This window comes from Streptomyces sp. NBC_01808 (assembly GCF_035917395.1).
Lineage (GTDB): Bacteria > Actinomycetota > Actinomycetes > Streptomycetales > Streptomycetaceae > Streptomyces.
This window is the reverse complement of sequence record NZ_CP109072.1, coordinates 5,550,157-5,568,225: the sequence shown is the minus strand read 5'-3', so window position 1 is coordinate 5,568,225 and position 18,069 is coordinate 5,550,157. Positions and strand designations below refer to the sequence as shown.

15 protein-coding genes and 1 pseudogene are annotated in these 18,069 nt (G+C 68.3%); 11 read left to right on the top strand and 5 right to left on the bottom strand.

Annotated features, from left to right (window positions below):
- Positions 1–720: 720 nt before the first annotated feature.
- Positions 721–1,698 carry a lactonase family protein gene (locus tag OG946_RS24755; protein WP_326798206.1) on the top strand — a complete coding sequence of 326 codons (978 nt, stop codon included), beginning with the start codon at positions 721–723 and terminating at the stop codon, positions 1,696–1,698.
- 79 nt (positions 1,699–1,777) lie between these two features.
- Here OG946_RS24755 and OG946_RS24750 read toward each other — a convergent pair whose 3' ends face one another.
- Together OG946_RS24750 and OG946_RS24745 are read right to left on the bottom strand one after the other, a co-directional pair.
- Positions 1,778–2,008, bottom strand: a complete 231-nt coding sequence (locus tag OG946_RS24750; protein WP_326798205.1) for an anti-sigma factor family protein — start codon at positions 2,006–2,008, stop codon at positions 1,778–1,780.
- A gap of 4 nt (positions 2,009–2,012) precedes the next feature.
- Positions 2,013–2,663 carry an RNA polymerase sigma factor gene (locus tag OG946_RS24745; RefSeq protein ID WP_326798204.1) on the bottom strand — a complete coding sequence of 217 codons (651 nt, stop codon included), beginning with the start codon at positions 2,661–2,663 and terminating at the stop codon, positions 2,013–2,015.
- A gap of 257 nt (positions 2,664–2,920) precedes the next feature.
- Here OG946_RS24745 and OG946_RS24740 point away from each other — a divergent pair, with 257 nt between their 5' ends.
- Positions 2,921–3,295 carry a hypothetical protein gene (locus OG946_RS24740; protein ID WP_326798203.1) on the top strand — a complete coding sequence of 125 codons (375 nt, stop codon included), beginning with the start codon at positions 2,921–2,923 and terminating at the stop codon, positions 3,293–3,295.
- Between the two features lie 847 nt (positions 3,296–4,142).
- Here OG946_RS24740 and OG946_RS24735 read toward each other — a convergent pair.
- Positions 4,143–4,910, bottom strand: a complete 768-nt coding sequence (locus tag OG946_RS24735) for an SDR family NAD(P)-dependent oxidoreductase (RefSeq protein WP_326798202.1) — start codon at positions 4,908–4,910, stop codon at positions 4,143–4,145.
- A 686-nt stretch (positions 4,911–5,596) separates the two neighbouring features.
- On the opposite strand from OG946_RS24735, the gene OG946_RS24730 reads away from it, so the two are divergent.
- From OG946_RS24730 to OG946_RS24690, 9 genes are all read left to right on the top strand, one after another.
- On the top strand, positions 5,597–5,899 hold the full coding sequence (locus OG946_RS24730) for a hypothetical protein (protein WP_326798201.1): 303 nt from the start codon (positions 5,597–5,599) through the stop codon (positions 5,897–5,899).
- A gap of 288 nt (positions 5,900–6,187) precedes the next feature.
- Positions 6,188–6,700 (top strand): cupin domain-containing protein, encoded by a 513-nt coding sequence (locus OG946_RS24725; protein ID WP_326798200.1) that lies wholly within the window; start codon positions 6,188–6,190, stop codon positions 6,698–6,700.
- A gap of 195 nt (positions 6,701–6,895) precedes the next feature.
- Positions 6,896–9,883, top strand: a complete 2,988-nt coding sequence (locus OG946_RS24720) for an AfsR/SARP family transcriptional regulator (RefSeq protein WP_326798199.1) — start codon at positions 6,896–6,898, stop codon at positions 9,881–9,883.
- Positions 9,884–10,002: 119 nt separating this feature from the next.
- Complete coding sequence (locus tag OG946_RS24715) at positions 10,003–10,662, top strand: hypothetical protein (RefSeq protein ID WP_326798198.1); 660 nt, start codon at positions 10,003–10,005, stop codon at positions 10,660–10,662.
- A gap of 278 nt (positions 10,663–10,940) precedes the next feature.
- Positions 10,941–12,008 carry a hypothetical protein gene (locus OG946_RS24710; protein ID WP_326798197.1) on the top strand — a complete coding sequence of 356 codons (1,068 nt, stop codon included), beginning with the start codon at positions 10,941–10,943 and terminating at the stop codon, positions 12,006–12,008.
- A 117-nt stretch (positions 12,009–12,125) separates the two neighbouring features.
- Positions 12,126–13,748 carry a S9 family peptidase gene (locus tag OG946_RS24705; protein ID WP_326798196.1) on the top strand — a complete coding sequence of 541 codons (1,623 nt, stop codon included), beginning with the start codon at positions 12,126–12,128 and terminating at the stop codon, positions 13,746–13,748.
- 54 nt (positions 13,749–13,802) lie between these two features.
- Positions 13,803–14,810 (top strand): hypothetical protein, encoded by a 1,008-nt coding sequence (locus OG946_RS24700; RefSeq protein WP_326798195.1) that lies wholly within the window; start codon positions 13,803–13,805, stop codon positions 14,808–14,810.
- The gene (locus OG946_RS24695; protein WP_326798194.1) at positions 14,810–15,274 is read left to right on the top strand and encodes an acyl-CoA thioesterase; all 465 of its coding nucleotides are present in this window, start codon (positions 14,810–14,812) and stop codon (positions 15,272–15,274) included. The genes OG946_RS24700 and OG946_RS24695 overlap by 1 nt, the downstream gene beginning before the upstream one ends.
- Positions 15,275–15,475: 201 nt before the next feature.
- Positions 15,476–16,204 (top strand): hypothetical protein, encoded by a 729-nt coding sequence (locus OG946_RS24690; protein WP_326798193.1) that lies wholly within the window; start codon positions 15,476–15,478, stop codon positions 16,202–16,204.
- 187 nt (positions 16,205–16,391) lie between these two features.
- On the opposite strand, the pseudogene OG946_RS24685 reads toward OG946_RS24690, so the two are convergent.
- Together OG946_RS24685 and OG946_RS24675 are read right to left on the bottom strand one after the other, a co-directional pair.
- Positions 16,392–16,601 (bottom strand): annotated as a pseudogene (locus tag OG946_RS24685) (DUF6192 family protein); the annotation flags it as partial.
- 266 nt (positions 16,602–16,867) lie between these two features.
- Complete coding sequence (locus OG946_RS24675) at positions 16,868–18,058, bottom strand: IS110 family transposase (protein WP_442814245.1); 1,191 nt, start codon at positions 18,056–18,058, stop codon at positions 16,868–16,870.
- Positions 18,059–18,069: the final 11 nt, after the last annotated feature.

Below are 18,069 nucleotides of genomic sequence, written 5' to 3'. Positions count from 1 at the left end.
CAGACATCGCAAGGGCACGCTGCTGTTCCCCAACGACGCCCCGGCCGCGGTACGTAGCCCCTCCCCGATCGGGGAGGAGGGCCGGAGCGTACCGGTCGCAGCTTCCGCCGCCGCCTGGTCGACACCACAGGCGGCAGCACCATACGGGCACCATGCCGAACCGGGCCCCGAGGCGGAATGGGCAGGCGTCAGCGAGGACGACAGGCCGACGATGATCCTCGCCTACCATCACGCCGCCGGCGCGTTCGACCCCATGTACTGGCAGCCCAACCGCGCTTACCACACAGCCCTTGACCGTCACGGCCCGGACTGAAGAAGCCGCACGGTCAGCTCATACGCGAGGGCCGGCGCCTACGGCCCTCGCCGTCGAGCACCAGGACGCCGGGCCCGGCCGGCGCGGCCGGCGCGGTGCTCTGCCTACGGCCCACGTCGCGCCTGTAACGCGGGGCGGTATCCGGACACTGAATCTGCCGTCGCCACGAGGAGCTCCGGCCGGCGCCGCGACTGCGCGCCGGGCGGCACGCCACCCGTCGGCTACGCAGTGGCCGATCAACGGCCCACAGTCAACTGAGGAGCACAGTGATCTCCAGAAGAAGCGCCTTGCGCACCCTGACCGTCACCGTGGCGGCTGCCGCTTCGGTCGCCGGGGCGGCCGGGTTCACGGCACCAGTGCACGCCGGCGAGCACGGCCAAGGTCATGCCCATCACGGGAACGGCGGAATGAACGTTTACGTGCAGAGCAACGCCGCCGACGGCAATGCCGTGCTCGCGTTCCGGTCCGACGGGTCGGAGATCGGGGCATTCGCCACCGGCGGCAGCGGAAGTGGCGCCGGGCTCGGTTCCCAGGGTGCGGTGACGGCCAGTGCCGACGGCGACCATCTGTTCGCGGTCAATCAGGGCTCGGCGACTGTGTCGGCCTTCGCGGTCCGCCCCGACGGGCAACTGCACCTGCTCGACTCGGCCAAGACCGGTGAGAACCCGGTGAGCGTGGCCACCCGCGGCAGCGGCGTGTACGTCGTGGGCGGCGATACGGTCACGGCGTTCCGGCTGCTGGGCGACCGCCTGGTGACCAGGGGCAGCCGTCCACTGTCGTCCCAGGGCTCGAACCCCGCACAGATCGGGGTCGTCCCGGGCGGCCGGGCGCTCATCGTGACCGAGCGGAACACCCACACCATCGACGTCCTCCCGCTGGACGCCTTCGGCCGCCCCGGCCCGGCCAGGGCCACCGCGGCCACCGGCGTCACCCCGTTCGGCTTCGCCTTCGGACGCGGCGGGGTCGCGGTGGTGTCCAACGCCTCGGCGGGCGAGGCGGGCGGCAGCACCGTGACGGGGTACGAGGTGGAGCACGACCGCGTGCGCAACACCACGCCCGCGATCCCGACCGGGCAGAGCGCCGCCTGCTGGGTGGCCGTCGACGAGACCGGGCGGTACGCATACGTGGCCAACGCCGGTTCCGGCACGATGTCGTCCCTCGCCGTGCAGCCGGACGGATCGCTCAAGCTGATCGACGGCGCCGCCGCGACCCCGGGCGGCGCCCCGATCGACGCCGCGGTCGGCGGCCACGTCCTGTGGGTCCTGGACAGCAGCCAGGGTCACGTCAGCGCCATCCCGCTCAAGGACGGCGGCAGGCTCGGCAGCCCGGTCGTCCCGATCTCCGGCCTGCCTGCGGGCACGTCCGGTCTGGCGGTCATCCGGTAACCCGGTCCCCGACTCCGCGGACCCCGCCGGGCCGGCCGCTGCGCGTGCGGCGGGCCCGGCGGCGTGTCCCGCGGGCGGCTCAGCCTTGCCGCCAGTCCTGGAACGCGGTCAGCAGCATCTCCCGCGCCTCTTCCGGGATCGACTCGGCGGGAAGCTCGCCCAGCGTCGCGACGGTCTGGCGGAACTGGCCGAGGTACGTCTCGCACCCGTCGCACGAGGCGAGGTGCTCGACGAAGCGCATCTCCTGCCCCGGCGGGAGCGCGCCGTCGAGGAACTCCGTGACCAGATCGACGAACTCGGCACACGTCATGGGCTCAGGTCCCTCCCGCTTCTGGCGCCGCGCGCAACGCAGGCGGCTGCGCGCCCGTGAAGTACTCCTCCAGCCGGGCGCGGACAGCGGCCCGCGCGCGGTGCAGCAACACCCGCTGGTTTCCGGGCGAGATCTCCAGCAGCGAGCACACCTCTTCCGACCCGTACCCCTCAACGTCCCGCAGGGTGATGACGGTCCGCAGCCGAGCCGGCAGATCGGCCAGCGCCGCGGTGATCACCGCCCGGGCCTCGCCGCGCAGCGCCTCTCCCTCGGGGGTCTGCCAGGGCGGCGGCTTCCCGGCGGACGTCCAGTGGCCCGGGTGCGGCTCGGAGGACGACTGGAACCTCGACGGATCGACGGTCGGTTCCTCGTCCTCCGGCAGCAGACTCGTGAACGGCACCGTCCGGTGCTCGCGGACCCCGCGCGCCTTGGCGGTGTTGACCAGGATGCGGTAGACCCAGGTCTTCAGCGCCGACCTGCCCTCGAAGCGGTCGATCCCTCTGATCACTGCCAGCCAGGTCTCCTGGACGACTTCCTCGGCCGAATCCCGCGTCGAGACAAAGGACATGGCCAGCCGCACCATCCGCGCCGACCAGGCGTCCAGCACGAGCGCGAAGGCTTCCTCGTCGCCCGCCCGCAGGCGCGCGACCAGCACCTCGTCAGGCGGGACCCCCGCACGCGCCCCCACAACCGCCCCCTATGTCGGCGTTGGCGCCGTGGCGCCGTTCCCGCAGCAAGCATAGGGCAGCCCGTCTCACCGTCCCGGCAGACGCCGGCACCGCACGACGCCGACGGCCCGGCCGGCACGAGTGAACTCTCTTCGCCCTGGTTTCGTGTGTAGTCGTACAGAGGGAGTTCCGGGGCGGGCTGGCCTCGCTGTCGACAGGAGAGTACATGCCAACACTGCCAACAATGGACCACCTGACCACCAAGGCAAACCTGCTGTGGTGGGACGATAGGCAAGTCAGGGACTACGTGAGGGCGCAACTGGCGGGGGCCGCAGCACCGGTCAGGCGGGCGCAAGATCGTCTGAGCCAGCGGCTGACGCAGATCGATCGCGAGAGGCCGGCGGCCCACCGGACTCAAGAACGGGCGGAGTATGACAGTCAGCACGCGCAGAGCTTGCGCCAGGACTTGGATGCTGTACGTGACACGGGGCTGGCGTACGGGAGGACGTGGGAGAAGAAGAGCCAGGAGTGGCGGAGTACCCCGCGGATGATGGATGTGTTCAACGAGGAGGCGAGGGGCTTCAACCGAGCTCAGACGGCTGTGGTGGAGAAGGGATGAGCCGTAGTGGCGTCCATGCAGCAACCGGTGGGTCCCCCTCCGGCCTTCCCTCCCCCTCCGGCGTACTCATACCTGCCCTCTGGTCAGGAGCAATCCTTCGGCCGGCCTTCGTCCGACACCCCGCAGGCCCGACAGCCCACGAGGCCACCGTCACCGGCGAGGAGACGCTGACGCATCGGAGCGCAGCCGCGCCGGCCACAGCGCGTCCCGGTCGCCGCGCCCCCGGGCGTGGGCCGTAGCCCGCTGGCACCCGTGCTCAGCGTCCTCGTGCGGGACGTCGAGCACGGAACGATCCGGGACCATGAGGTTCCCTGGCCGTGGGGAGGGCTCGGAGCGGTAGCGTGAAGGGCATCGGATCCGGAGTGGACGATGGGCCCCCACAGCCCGACGGACCACAGGATCTCGGCCCGTGGTCGATCCGGGGCCGACGGATTCTCCGGTCCGTGGTGCACGACGAGGGCGGGCATGGACGCGACCCGCAGAGAACGGTTCGGGCCCAACCGGGCCGAGGTCGGCGCCCCGAGAGGGGCGTCGGCCTCGGTTCTTGGAGCAGGTTCGGGTCAGCGTCAGGAGCTGTGCGCCGCAACTGCCCGCCTCGCACGGCGATCCGGCCGGATCAGGTCATGCCTGGACACGCAGGGTGAACCAAGGTGCAGTACCCGGAATCTGACCCAAATTTGCTGCTCAACTCCGGCAGATGAGAGGGAGTAGCGCGGAACAGAGTCCTCCTTCAACCGGGCACCACGGACTCGCGCCGCAAACGGTTCAACGGGAGCAATGAGCCCTGGCCGTCAGCATCGCTGCCACATGCGGACCGGGCGATCAGAAACTATCTCTCAGCTTAAGCTTAGAAGACGCAACTCTCCACCGGTAGCGTGCGCCCGCTGATGTACGCGGCATCTTTTCCTGCCAGGAACGCATAGGCGCCGGCGACTTCGGCGGGTGTGGCAAGCCGATCCAACGCATAACTGACGTCAAGCCATTCCTCAGCCGTAAGATTCATGCCAGGCGGCTGGTACTTGGCTGCGTTCTGCGCCACCATGGCGGTAGCTGTAGCACCCGGGGCCACCGCGTTGATGGTGATGCCACGCTGACCGAGTTCGATCGACAAGCAGCGCACCATTGCATCGACTGCGGCCTTGCTCGCGGTGTACAAAGTGTGCTCGAAGACCGCGCGGCGCGCAGCGTTGGAGGAGGTGAGGATGATACGCCCGCCGTCGGCCATGTGATGTGCGGCGTGCTGGGCTGCGAAGAGCTGACCTCGCATGTTGACCGCAAAGACCTGGTCCGCCGCCTGTGGGCTCAGCGTCGGCAGAGCTCCGAAGTGAGATATGCCCGCGCACGCAGCCAGAATGTCGAGCCGCCCGAAGGCGTCGACGGCCTTGTTCATCAGAGCGGCAACCTCTTCCGTTTCAACAACATCGGATCGCACGGCGATACATCGTGCGCCCGCTGTCTTGAGTTCTTCTTTGAGCGCATGCGCCTCATCAGCACTGCTGTTATACCCGATGACTACGGATGCACCCTCCTGCGCGAACCGGTTTGCCACCGCAGCACCGATACCACGGCTGCCACCGGTGACGACCGCCACCTTCCCGTCAAATTCTCCTGCCATTCTGCATACACCTGACCTAGGCCGCATGATGGATGGATGATCTGGAGCAAGACGAATGAAACCGCGCATGGTTATTGCCAATAGCTCAGAGGGCCTATCGAGCAATACCCCTTGAAGCACTCTCCCCTACCAGGAGAATCCCAGAACCGGATTTCAGTGCTGCCGAGCCCCCGGAGGCGCCGCCCGAGCACGTGCTGAAGTCACGCTGACATACCAGCTTCTCGACCGTTCCATGAAATGCGGGCCGCTGTCAAGCCTCGACCATGCACCGCAGGTTGCATGCGCGTCGTACGGCTCGTCCGCGGCCATCACGCAAAGTGTGCAGGTCTGGGACGCAGCGTGGCTTTGAACCGGGTTCCGCTGTCGTCCGTTGTGGAGTGCAGGAGCCACCATCCGCGCGTTGAAAGGAAGGGCACCACCTGGTCAAGCGTGGCTGCATATCCGGTTGGGCACATGCGGCCATGGGTGAGATTCGCGCGCGAGATTCGCATAGCGCCCTGAACGGGTTGGTAGAGGTCCGATCGCCCTTTCCGGTAGTCCTCTGATCCGGGTTGGCGAGGCGTCGGGCGGGCCGCCGGCGGTTCCGCGCCTGCGTGCCAGGGGAGCTGTTCCCACGCACACGACGCCCTCGAAGCACACGACATATTGATCCGAAACAGTAGGTGTTCTGGGTCGTTGGTCCCGGTGTGGGTGAACTGGTGGGGGACGCACGGCAGTTGTCGCCATCGGCGCAGGAGGCCCTTCGGCTGACCAGCAAACCCCTGACCGCCCACGACCCGAAAGACCTTGGAGAACCCGACCCCGTGCCGGGACTCCACCATGCCCAAGCAACGAAACCAGCCCGCCCGCTGGGTACCGACAGTTGGAAGGCGGCGCAGAGGTTTTTCCACGCCTTGCACTATGACGCCGGTACCGTCGACGGGATCGCCGGACCGGGGACCAAGGCCGCGTTCGCGGCGTTCGCCAACCTGCTCTCCAGCGTCTGCTGAGCCGACCCGACGACCGTACACACGCCGCGGCCCGTCCCTCTCCTGCGTGAGGGGACGGTCAGCGGCGTGTCTCTTCCCCGGGCCCACCACCCGGTCCACCACCAGCTCCGGCGGCAACGGGCACGTCGGCAGTCCCACCGAGATGCGATCTGTAACGTCCGCGAGTCCTGACTGACTGAGCCGGTACATCCGCTCGATGAAGGCCCCCGGATTTCCGGGGTGCCACGTACCAGAGCGGCGTATCCCAGCATCCGCAGTGATCGTCAGTTGGACCGAGGAAGGATCGCAGTGAGTTCTCCCTATGTGGCCCAGGCCGGTGAGCACGAGCAGTTGGAGTGGATCGGTGGCGGGATCATGGAAGTCCTGCTGAACGCGAAGCACACCGGCGGCCACCTGAGCATGTTCCGGTCGACCGTGCCGACCCCCACCGCCTCACCGGTACACGTACACCCCCACGAGGACGAGATCTTCGTGATGCTCAGCGGCGGCGGCCTGGTCTGGATCGGCGACCGCCGTTTCGAACTCCACGCCGGCGGCGTCGCCTTCCTGCCCCGCAACGTCCCCCACGCCTACCGCTTCAGCTCCGACAACGTCGACATGCTCGCCGTCGCCACCCCCTCGGGCATGGAGGGCTTCTTCCGCGACGCCGGCTGGAACCGGTCCCGGCCCAAGCCCGCCGACTGGGCCGTCACCCCCGAAGCCCTGGGCAGGGCAGCCGCCGCAAACGGACAGATCGTCCTCGGACCACCGGTCGCCGCCGACGAGATGATCCCGGCACACCTCCTTGAGGCGAGCCCGTAACCCAGACATCAGGCTGACCGGCACCGCGCGTGCCCGGCCGCTACGCATCCCTGTGGCTGCCACTGGACCCCGACGGGCGGCGGTCGCGTCAAACCCGCCCGGCTCCTCCGGCTGAGCATCAGCCAACCGACCGCTGAGGAAGTGATCATCATGAAGGCAACACGTGGTCCATCGGACATGATCGGTCCACAGACCATGCGGGGGGCAGATCACCGGGAGGGGCCGGGAGCCTACGAGGAATCGCTGCGCTTCGCCGTACTGGGGCCGGTGAGGGCATGGCACGGTGAACGCGCAGTGGAGCTGGGCTCCCCACAGCAACGAGCAGTGCTGGCGGCCCTGTTGCTACGACGTGGGCGGCCTGTCACCGTCGCCGAACTCGTGGACGCCGTATGGGGTGACGGGCCACCGCCCGCGGCCGTGTCCGTGCTGCGCACCTACGCCTCGCGGCTGCGCAAGGCACTGGAACCCGGGCACGCCGCCGGCGGGTCGTACCAAGTGATCGTCTCGGCCGCGGACGGGTATCTGGCGCGCGTTCCCGATCACGCCCTGGACCTGGGCGTGTTCGAGCAGCGGGTCGCCGGGGCGAAGCGGCTGCGCGCCGGGAATGAGGTGCAGGCCGCTGCGGAGTTGCTGCGAGCCGCGCTGGACGGGTGGGAGGGCACGCCGCTGGCCGGCCTGCCGGGGCCGCTGGCCGAGGCTGAGCGCTCCCGGCTGGCCGAGAAGCGGCTCACCGTGCGGGAGACCCGCCTGGAGGTCGATCTCCAGCTCGGCCGGCACAGCGAGGTGATCGCCGAGCTGGGCGTGCTGACCGGTGAGCACCCGCTGCGGGAACGGCTGTGCTGGCTGCTCATGCTGGCGCTGTACCGGTCCGGGCGGCGGGCCGAGGCACTGGCGGCATACCGCAGCACGCGCCGCACCCTGGTAACGGAGCTGGGCATCGAGCCCGGTGCGTCGCTGAAGAAGCTGCGTCACCGCATTCTGTCGGCCGACGTGTCACTTGCCCCCTCCGTGCCGGGAGAGGAGGCCGATCCGACGGGGCCCGCGGCCACCGGGCAGGCGCCCCGGCCGGCACAGCTCCCCCCCGACCAGTCATCCCCCGATCCGGAGTCCGGGGACGGGACGTCCGCGGCGGCCAAGCTTCCACTCCGCCCTGCGCAACTGCCTGCCGATCTGGTTGCTTTCGCGGGTCGGGGGGCTGAGCTGGAGCGGGCTGGGGGGTTGTTGCCCGGTGAGGGGGAGCAGCCGGCCGCGGTGGTGATCACGGTGATCGGTGGGATGGCGGGTATCGGGAAGACGGCTCTTGCGGTGCACTGGGCGCATCGGGTTGCGCATCGTTATCCGGATGGGCAGTTGTACATCAATCTGCGCGGTTTCGACCCGGTGGGCTCTGCGGTGCCGCCGGCGGAGGCGGTGCGTGTCTTCCTTGATGCGCTGGGGGTTCCCGCGCGGCGTATACCGGCGGCTGTGGAGGCGCAGGCGGCGTTGTACCGCAGTCTGCTCGCCAAGCGGCGGATGCTCATCGTTTTGGACAACGCCCGTGACAGCGAGCATGTGCGGCCGTTGCTGCCGGGTGCGCCGGGTTGTCTGGTGATCGTGACCAGCCGCAGCCAGCTCACCGGACTGATCGTCAACAACGGGGCGCAGCCGCTGACGCTGGACCCGCTGACAGCGGATGAGGCGTACAGCTTCCTGATGCGCCGCCTGGGCGCCGCCCGGCTGGCCGCCGAACCCCGGGCGGTGAAGGAGATCATCGACCGCTGCGCCCGGCTGCCGCTGGCCCTGGCCATCGCCGCCGCGAGGGCCGCCGCCCACCCCGGGTTCTCTCTCAGCGCCATCGCCGGGGAGCTGCGTGACAACCGGGGCAGCCTCGATGCTTTCACCGGCGGTGACCTCAGTACGGACGTACGGGCGGTGTTCTCCTCCTCCTACGCGGCACTCACCGCGCCCGCCTCCCGGCTGTTCCGGCTGCTGGGCCTGCACACCGGGCGCGACATCTCCGCACCCGCCGCAGCCGCCCTGGCCGGGCTCCCCCTGCGCGAGACCCACTGTCTGCTGACCGAACTCACCCGCGCCCACCTGCTCACCGAGCACGCACCAGGCCGCTACACCCAGCACGACCTCCTGCGCATCTACGCCACCGAACGCGCACAGACCAACGACACGCAAGAGGAGCGAAAGCGGGCGACCGAGCGGCTGCTGTCCTGGTACCTGCACACCGCCGACGCCGCCTACCCCCACCTCGCCCCCCACCGCCGCCGCATCCCCCTCACACCCCTGCCCCCCCACTGCCGTCCACTGGCCTTCACCACCCACGACCAGGCCCTGGAATGGTGCGAGACCGAACGCCCCAACCTCGTCGCCGCCGTACACCAGGCCGCAGCAACCGACCGACCAGACATGGCATGGCGACTGACCGCCGCACTCTGGGGATTCTTCTACCTCCGCAGCCACCTCCACGACTGGCTCGACACCGCCACCACCTCCCTCCACGCCACCCACGACACCGACGAGCACATCGGCCAGGCATGGAGCCACGACGACAAAGCCGCCGCGCTGACATCGATGCGCCAGTTCGACGAGGCCGTCGTCCACCTCCGCCGATCGATGACACTCTGGCGGGAACTCGGGGACACCCGCGGCAGGTCCCGGGCCCTGTCCAACCTGGGCCACACGTTTCTTGAGGCCGGCCGGTACGACAAGGCCGTCGAGTACGGCCGCCGCGCGCTGGTACTCCACCGCGCCAGCGGCAACCCCTGGGGCCAGGGCATCGTCCTGGCCAACCTCGGCGACGCCTACCAGCGGCTCGGCCGGTACGACGAGGCCACCGACCACCTCCGGGAGGCGCTGACCGTCCTGCGCGCCATCGGCGACCGCTGGGTCGAGGGCATCACGCTCGACATCCTCGGCACGGTCCACTACCGGCTCCACCGCCACGACGACGCGATCGAGCACTACCGCCAGGCGCTTGAGGTGCACCGGGACGTCGGCAACCGCTGGGTCGAGGGCGGCACCCTCGACCACCTCGGCGACGTCCTCCTCGACACCGGCGACCCGGAGGGCGCCCACACCACCTGGCGGCAGGCGCTCGCGGCCTTCGAGGCGATCGGCCATCCGGACGTCGAGGAGATCCGCCGGAAACTCCGTGACCTGGACGAACGAGTGCAGGACGGACCAGCGCCCTGACCACGTACGTCACGCTCCGCGAGTCGTGGGTGAACCACAGACCGAAGCGAGCCGTTGTCCCCCACAGGCGGCGCTGCGGCAGAGCGTGCACTCACCACCTGACTGGAAAACGGACGTCCATGACTGAACACCACGAACCGAATATTTCTCGGGTATCGAGTCCTGCCGTTCCCCGCAAAACCGGCTATCGAGCCGTCGTAGGTCAGACCCTTTTCGAGGAAGCTACCAACTGGCGTTTGATGAGTCGGGTCACCCAGTACATCGCCAATCTCCCCGACGCAGATTTCCAAGCCGCCCGTGCGAGCGCCGGCCCCATAACCGTGCGCTTTGGCCGCACCCTGGACCGAAGCGTTGGCGAGTGGCATCCGCGAAGCCGGACGGTCCTTCTGAACCCCTATCACAAGAGCGTGCGGGAGCGCGGCAGCAGCCGCCTGATGGGAACCGCGGTGTTCGAGATCATCCACGCCGCCACGGAGGCCACGCGCGAACACATCGAAGCGCACGCCCATATCGGCCATACCGAAGAACTGGCCGCAGCCGAAGGAATCACACCCGCGAGTTACCACGCGCGCGCGATGGCGAGCCTGGAGTTCGGCAACATACGATTCCATCGGCGGATCATGGCCAACATCGGCAAGTCGGGCACCCGGGCCGACCTGTTCCACGGGGAGAACCAGGAATTTCACGTGTACTACAACATTCAGGTGCGCACCGGGCGCACCCGCGGTCATGAACACCGGTACCACGTTCTGCGGCAGTCCTCTTACGGACCTTCCTGACGACGCACCGCACACCGTGCGGCATGCCACAGTCCGGCAAGTGCCACGTGAAGGGAGAGACATACATGCGGGAACCGGGTGGATCGAAGGCCGAGTGCCCGGCTGATCGCCGGAGGCCGACCCGTCGGAGGTTCCTCGGCCTTGCCGGCGGTGCGGGGCTGCTGCTCGCGGGGTGCGATTCGGGCGGAGACGCCGGCTCCGCCGACAGCGGCGGCTCTGCCGGAGGCACGTCGGGCGACGCCCCCGGGGCCGGGGACCGGCCTGCGGCCCCTCGGGACGTGCTGGGCGTGAATTTCAACGAGCAGCCGAGCGGGACCAGCCCCGCGGTGCTGGACGACCTGCGCGCGAAGTGGGTGCGCGGCTTCGTCCCGCTGACCGACCTGGACACCAAGCCGGCGCCCCGCCAGCCTGCGGTCAGCACCCTGCTGTCCTTCGCCGGCGACGGCTACGGCACGGTGCTCTCGCTGAAGTTCCCCTACCAGGACAAGCCTCTCCCACAGCCGGGTACCAGCGCGATGGATGCTGAACTCACGCGCCTCGACAAGGTGCTGGACGCCGCATTGGGCAAGGTCGACATCCTGGTCGTCGGCAACGAGCCCTTCCTTGAAACGCGTCCGCAGGACCGCGCCACCCTCCTGAACCCTTTTTACGAAGCCGTTGCCGCGCATGTGATCGCCGAGCGCAAGAAGCGCTTCGGGTCCGACTGCCGCACCCGTCTGTACATGGGCGCCCTCAACCGCCTCGACGACCCCGAATGGCGCACCCCCGCCGTCAACGGCTGGCTGGCCCATGTCAAGGCCACCCCCGAGATCGAGGGCGTAGACATCCACCCGCACGTCAGCGGCATCGAAGAGGCCGAGGCATTTACGCATCACGTGCTGCCCCGGATCCGCTCCGATCAGTTCTTCCTGGCCACCGAGTTCTCCCTGGTGCACTGGTGGAGGCAGCACTGGCGCGAGCCGGTCCCCGCCGTATACGCCAACCGCTACGGGGTGCCGGCCGGCACCCCGGTATGGAAGGAGGTGCGGGACGCCGCCGCGCATCCCGTACCGCAGCAACGATGGCACGACCTGCTCATGAACAGCCCGTGGTTCACTTCACGCCAGGACTACCTGACCGACCAGGTGCGGCGGTTCCGTGCCACCGGACGACTGGCCGTCGCGACCTACGGCGGGCTCCAGGGGCCCGCCATGGTGCGCGGCATCGGACCCAAGAAGATGCCGTGGCTACTGAACAGCCTTCATGCCAATCGTGTCGCCAGGCCGTCACCGACAGGTGAGTTGGCCCAACACCCCCTATTCTTCGACGACTTCCGCGCACTCCAGTCTCCCGCCGGCAAGAAATGAACAAAGCGGCGCCCAGCGGCCACTCGGCCGGTCCGTACGGAAGCGGTGAACCGAAACTCCGGCAGCCACGTGGTGCTTGTCAACGGCAGAACGTATCCAGCGGGAGGTGCTGATCGCATGTTCTCCGCTTCGCACAAGGTCCCGCACCTCACTGTCGAGGACCTGTTCTGCGCGCCCGTCCGCACCGCCGCATCGATCTCGCCCGACGGCACCAGGATCGCCTGCCTGGCGCCATGGCGGGGGACGCTGAACGTGTGGGTGGAGAGCGTCGACACGCATGAGGAGGCGCGCTGCCTCACCGCCGACGACAACCGCGGCGTCCATGCCTACCACTGGACGGACGACCCGCGGTGGCTGCTCTACGAGCAGGACGATGACGGTGACGAGAACCGGCACGTCTTCCGGATCGATCTGGAGAACCCGGACCGCGAGGCGGCCGATCTCACCCCCTTCCCCGGCGTCAGGGCCACGGGCTTCGAGACGACTCCCTCCCGCCCCGGCAAGGCGCTCCTGCACCTGAATCACAGGGAGCGCACGGAGTTCGACTTCTACGAACTCGACATCGCCACCGGTGAGCTGACCATGCTGGCACAGAACCCCGGCCGGGCCGGAGGCTGGCTGTACACCCCCGGCGGGGACCTGTACGCCCACGGCCTGACGGACGACGGCGACATCGAGCTGTCGAGGTGGGACGCCGAGCGGGACACGTGGCACCTCGTCGTGACGTTCGACGGCTCCGACTACCCGCTGGGCATCCAGCCGTTCCAGGTCACCCCGGACGGCACCGGCGTGTGGATCGGCTCCAGCCGAGGCAGCGACCGCACCCGCCTGGTCAGGCTCGACCTGGCCACCGGGAAGGAGACCGAGGTCGACGACCACCTGGTCCTCGGCCTCGACCCGCGGCACGCCGTCTCCCCGTCCCTTCCCCCGCCCCTCATCCTCGACCGGCGCACGGGGGAGCTGGCCGGGGTGCGCTACCTCGGCGAGCGGCAGGTGATCCGCGCGCTCGACCCGCACTTCGCCGCCGTGCTGGAGAACCTGGAAAAGCTGTCCGACGGCGACCTGGCCGTCGTGTCCGGCGACGAGAACGGACAGCGCTGGGTCGTCAGTTTCACGCACGACCGCGATCCCGGTGTCACCTTCTTCTACGATCACTCCACCGGCGAGAGCCGGCTGCTCTTCCGGCCGTATCCGCACCTGGGCCCCGGAGCGCTGGCGCCGAAGACCCCGCTCACGGTCTACTCGCGCGACGGGCTCGCCCTGCCCGCGTACCTGACGCTGCCCGTGGGCGCGGACCCGGCAGGGCTGCCGCTGGTCCTGCTGGTCCGTGAAGGGCCGTGGCACCGCGACACCTGGGGCTTCGACCCCTTCGAGCAGCTCCTGGCCAACCGTGGCTACGCGGTGCTCCAGGTCAACCTCCGCGGCTCCTCCGGCTTCGGCAAGGCGTTCACCGAGGCCGGCACCGGGGAGCCGGCGGGGACAAGGCACGACGACCTCGTCGACGCCGTCGACTGGGTGGTGGCGCGAGGCTACGCGGACCGGGAGCGAGTCGCCGTCCTCGGCGGCTCATACGGCGGTGACGCCACCCTCCCGGAGAACAACACCGACATGTACCGCGCGGTCGACTTCCTCGCCCGCCACCTGTGCGGAAAGCCCGAGGACCAAGCTGGTGACATCTCCGTCCACATGCAACTGAAGCATCCGTCCGGAAAGGTCTCCCCCGGTGGGAAAGACTGCTGAACACGGCCCTGAAGCGACCCCCGAAGACCTCCGGGTCCTCCGCGGGATGGATTCATGACACACGCCCCCCTGATGTGGCCGGACGAGGCATATGAAGCGTTCACGGGTGACTTGACCGTCGCAGTCGCCTACCTCACGCCGGCCGGCGGCGCGGTCGTCACACCCGTTTCTCCGGTAGGCATGGCCGACCGAGCGACGGGTGTGGTCAGTTTCGCCACCTCGATGGGCCTCCCGAAGAAACTGGAAAGGATCCTGAGTAACCCGCACGTCGCTCTCGCCTGCCACACGCGGGCGCACGGCTTCGCTACTCACGACTCCTATGTGCTCGCCCAGGGCAGCGCGTCGGTGGACCTGGAGCCCTCGGCGCAGCGACTGGTGCACCTCAAGAATTCCGCCGAGCGCTTCCTCGGGGAAGCCAAGCGAGGCAAGATCTGGGACTGGCTACTTCGCGAGTATCAGCGGGAACGCGCGTTCGTCGACATCGGCGTGGAGCGACTCGCCACCTGGCCGGAGCTTTCGGCTCATGGAGTGGTGACGGTCAGCGGCCCCTCCTGGCCGGAGCCGCCCGCCGCCCAGCGACCGCCCAGGAACGCAACGTCCCCACGTGTCCGCGTGCCCAAGCTCGCCCGGCAGATCGCCGCCCTCCCCCACCAACTGCTCGCCTACCGGGGAGCCGACGGATATCCCGTCATCCTCCCGGTGAAGGTGACCGGAAGCGACGACGCCGGACTCCGCCTCACGGGACCATCCGATCTACTCCCGCCGGGAGGACGCCGAGCCGGATTCCTGGCCCACACATTCCGGCCGCAGTGCGTCGGCCTGAGCATGCGAACCGTCACCGGCTGGCTGACGGTCGAGGGCGATGAAGCCCTCTACACCCCCCACACTTCCACCGGCCTGTCCGCGCCGCCGAACAAGACGGTGATGGCCATCGCCAACGGGCTGCTGACCAAACGCGGGCTGCGGCGCGCAGAACGCGATGGCACGAGCGCGCGACTGCAATATATGGCAGATGCCGCATCGCGCAATGCCTTTCCCTGCGCCCCCCAAGGAGAAAAATGATGACGCGTACTGAGGAGATCACCTCCCTGCCGAGCACCGACGTCGGTGTCCTGGTGCCGGTCACCGTGAACTATGACGATCTGGATCCGATGGGCATGCTGCACAACAGCCGGTACCAGGTGCTGGTTGAACGGGCGTGGGTCACCTATTGGGGTGAGCGCGGCTTCATCAGCGAGTCCGGCCTCGATGGGGATGCCTTCAACGTCGTCAAGACGTTCACCATCACCTTCGACTTCCCCATACGAAAGATCGGCGAATTCGCCGTGCACCTGTGGATGGAGCGTCTGGGCAACACCTCCTCCACCGCGGGCTACCGGGTGTGCTCAGCCGACGGGGGCACCACGTACGCGCACGGCAGTCGCACGATCGTCTGCATCGACGTCGCCACGCTCACGCCGACGCCGTGGTCCGACCGGGCTCGAAAGGCTGCCCAGGCTCTTGTCGTGCCGCACGGCGGAGCCTGAGAGCCTGCTTTCGAAGGTCCTGGTGAGTGTTTGCCCAGCTCAGGATTCGAAAGGGCTGGAAGCGGGTGCGATGTCGAGGGCTGAGTAGCCGACTGACCCGGGTCGGACGTAGTAGCCCTCTGGCGCGCGGGCAGAAGGGCAAGAAGGGGCCGCGTCCGGAGTTCCGCTGGCGGGCCTGTCCGCGATCTGAAAGGAATGCATATGCCAGATCCAAACATGAGAGAACGTGGCCATGCCTTCCGAGTGCGGCATCTCATGAACGATGATACCGCCCAGAAAGAGGCAAATAATTGGGTGAACGCAGGGCTGCGCGGTGCACGGTACTTGTATCACCAGCATATCCACCGGATGGCATTGGACATTCAAGGCATACGTCCCGGCGGTCACCTTGCGTCCAACACAGACCATCTCAGGTTCGACCTTACTGGCGACGAAAAATCGATGGAGGAGCAGGCCTATAATCTATTCCGCAAGGATTTCCGCAAATTGAAGGAGCAGGTTTCGAGGCCGAATTACGGGGAGGTCAATTGGGACCAGGCTTTCGAACTTAATGAAACACTATTCAACAGGGTGCGCGTCGCGGCGCAAAGAAAGCTGCGTGAGGTACTGGAGCATAATCCAGCTCCGGACTATGCGGCTGCCACGAGGCAGGTCAACCAGAACCCGCGCCCTCTGCACGGCCGCAACCCCGCGCGGCCCCCGGCCTACACGCCGAACCCGGCCTACACTGTGAGGCCAGAGGGGCCGTCTCTTCCGGCTTACGGCGAGGCCGCGGCGGCAGCGCCGCTTTCGCCCGTGGGCTCCTCGCAAAGCGTCAGATCGCTATCGCCGGTTACTGATGTGGCCCGCTCCAGCACTCCCGCCGGCCAGTCACAGATGCCGCCGGGGGGGCACGCACAGAGTCAGCCGCGCAGGACACCGTCCCGGTGATGGTGAGTGCCTATTTCTCAACCCGGTGATCGTTTGCCGATCGAGGCCAAGGACAGGTTCCGGGCGGCAATACATACAACGAGGGTGGGTCCTCCCGCTTTCCTCGGGAGGACCCACCCTCATCACTTACGGCCTCGTCAGCAGTTCGCGCCACAACTCGGTCTTTTCGCGCTGTCGTACCCTGCCCCTTGCCCGTGTTGACCGCGGTCTCGATCCAGTCCAGCGTCGCGCGGACCTTGGCCACGTTCTCGTGCACGATCGTGCGCTCGTCCTCGCCCAGCGTGCGGTCCCGCAGACCCGGGACCGCGCGGCCGACCGCGGCCACGAAGGAGTGGCACGCGGTGACCAGGTCCAGGAACTCGACCGTCCGGTCGATGTGACGGACCGCCGGGGCGACCGAAGGAGCGAGCCGAACAAGCTCACCCCAGCCCGCGTCCGCCGCGGGTTCCGGAACCTCCACGCGAAGGCCACCTCGCCGGCGCGTGCACCGCAACCTCCCCGGCCCGGCCCCGGCCGGCCACCAGGCTCAAAGAACCGCCGCCCGGCAACCCGTCACGACGTGGGCCGACTCCTCGCCACCGGCGAGGCACACACACGGCCCACCCACCACAAGAAGGGAACCAAACCCCGCCGAACTGGATAAACGACTTCCCAATGAGGATGTCAAGCAGCCATCGTGACTGGTGGTGCAGTTTGATAGCACGCTCCGTCGCGGATCATGGCCCAGAGAACGTTGGCCCTTCGACGGGCGAGGGACAGCACGGCCTGCTTGTGACCTTTCCCCTCAGCACGCTTCCGTTCGTAGTACGCCCGTGATGCGGGACACGACCTCAAGCTGGCCATGGAGGAGAGGTAGAAGGCCCGCAGGAGGCCACGGTGGTAGCGGCGGGGTCGGCGCATGTTTCCGCTGACGCGGCCGGAGTCGCGTGGAACCGGTGACAGGCCGGCGAAAGCAGCCAGCCGGTCTGATGTGCCGAAGGCTTCCATGTCGCCGCCGGTCGCGGCGATGAAGGTGGCCCCGAGCATGGCGCCCATGCCGGGCAGGCTGCGGATCACTTCGGCATGCGGGTGTTCGTGAAACCGGGCCTCGATTAGTGCGTCGAGCTCGGCGATCTCCTCTTCGAGGGCCATCACCCCCTTCGCGAGGCGGCCCACCATCGAGGCGGCCAGCTTCTCGCCGGGCAGTGCGGTGTGCTGGGCCTGGGCGGCCTCGACGGCGGCCTGGGCGAGTGCGGCGGCGCCTTTGACCTTGCGGTTCTTCAGCCACGTCTCGATTCGCTTGGCGCCGCTGCGGCGGATTGCGGCTGGCGTCTGGTAGCCGGTCAGCAGCAGGATCGGCCCCTTGTTCGTCAGACTGAGCGCACGCTCCAAGGCCGGGCAGACTTCGAGGAGTTGTTCCCTGAGCCGGTTGATCTGGCGGGTGCGGTCGTTGACGAGGTCGGTGCGGCGCCTGACCAGGATCTTGAGGTCTACGGCTATCTCGTCACCGGGACGGAGCACGCCGAGGTCCTTGCGCATGCGGGCCTGGTCGGCGATGACGAAGGCGTCCTTGGCGTCCGTCTTGCCCTGGCCTCGGTAGGCGGCTGATGCCTGGTGAACGGCGAGGCCGGTGAGGTAGACCATCGGCTGGTCGTGGCCGAGCAGCAGGCCGATGAGCAAGGCGGCGCCGCCGTGGTTGATATCCACCGCCCACAGCGCGTCCTCAGAGAGTGCGAGTACGTCGCCGATCAGCTCCAGCAGCGCGGACTCGTCGTTCAGGACTCGCCGTGACAGGAGGCGTTCGCCGTGCGCGTCGATCACCACGCAGTGGTGGTGTTCCTTGCCGATGTCCACCCCGGCCCAGATCTCGGGCACGGTCACCTCCG

Excerpts from the sequence above, each read along its gene's own strand:
- OG946_RS24755 (WP_326798206.1), top strand. The coding sequence starts at position 721 with ATGAACGTTTACGTGCAGAGCAACGCCGCCGACGGCAATGCCGTGCTC.
- OG946_RS24750 (WP_326798205.1), bottom strand. The coding sequence starts at position 2,008 with ATGACGTGTGCCGAGTTCGTCGATCTGGTCACGGAGTTCCTCGACGGC.
- OG946_RS24740 (WP_326798203.1), top strand. The coding sequence starts at position 2,921 with ATGGACCACCTGACCACCAAGGCAAACCTGCTGTGGTGGGACGATAGG.
- OG946_RS24735 (WP_326798202.1), bottom strand. The coding sequence starts at position 4,910 with ATGGCAGGAGAATTTGACGGGAAGGTGGCGGTCGTCACCGGTGGCAGC.
- OG946_RS24720 (WP_326798199.1), top strand. The coding sequence starts at position 6,896 with ATGCGGGGGGCAGATCACCGGGAGGGGCCGGGAGCCTACGAGGAATCG.
- OG946_RS24715 (WP_326798198.1), top strand. The coding sequence starts at position 10,003 with ATGACTGAACACCACGAACCGAATATTTCTCGGGTATCGAGTCCTGCC.
- OG946_RS24705 (WP_326798196.1), top strand. The coding sequence starts at position 12,126 with ATGTTCTCCGCTTCGCACAAGGTCCCGCACCTCACTGTCGAGGACCTG.
- OG946_RS24700 (WP_326798195.1), top strand. The coding sequence starts at position 13,803 with ATGACACACGCCCCCCTGATGTGGCCGGACGAGGCATATGAAGCGTTC.
- OG946_RS24695 (WP_326798194.1), top strand. The coding sequence starts at position 14,810 with ATGACGCGTACTGAGGAGATCACCTCCCTGCCGAGCACCGACGTCGGT.
- OG946_RS24690 (WP_326798193.1), top strand. The coding sequence starts at position 15,476 with ATGCCAGATCCAAACATGAGAGAACGTGGCCATGCCTTCCGAGTGCGG.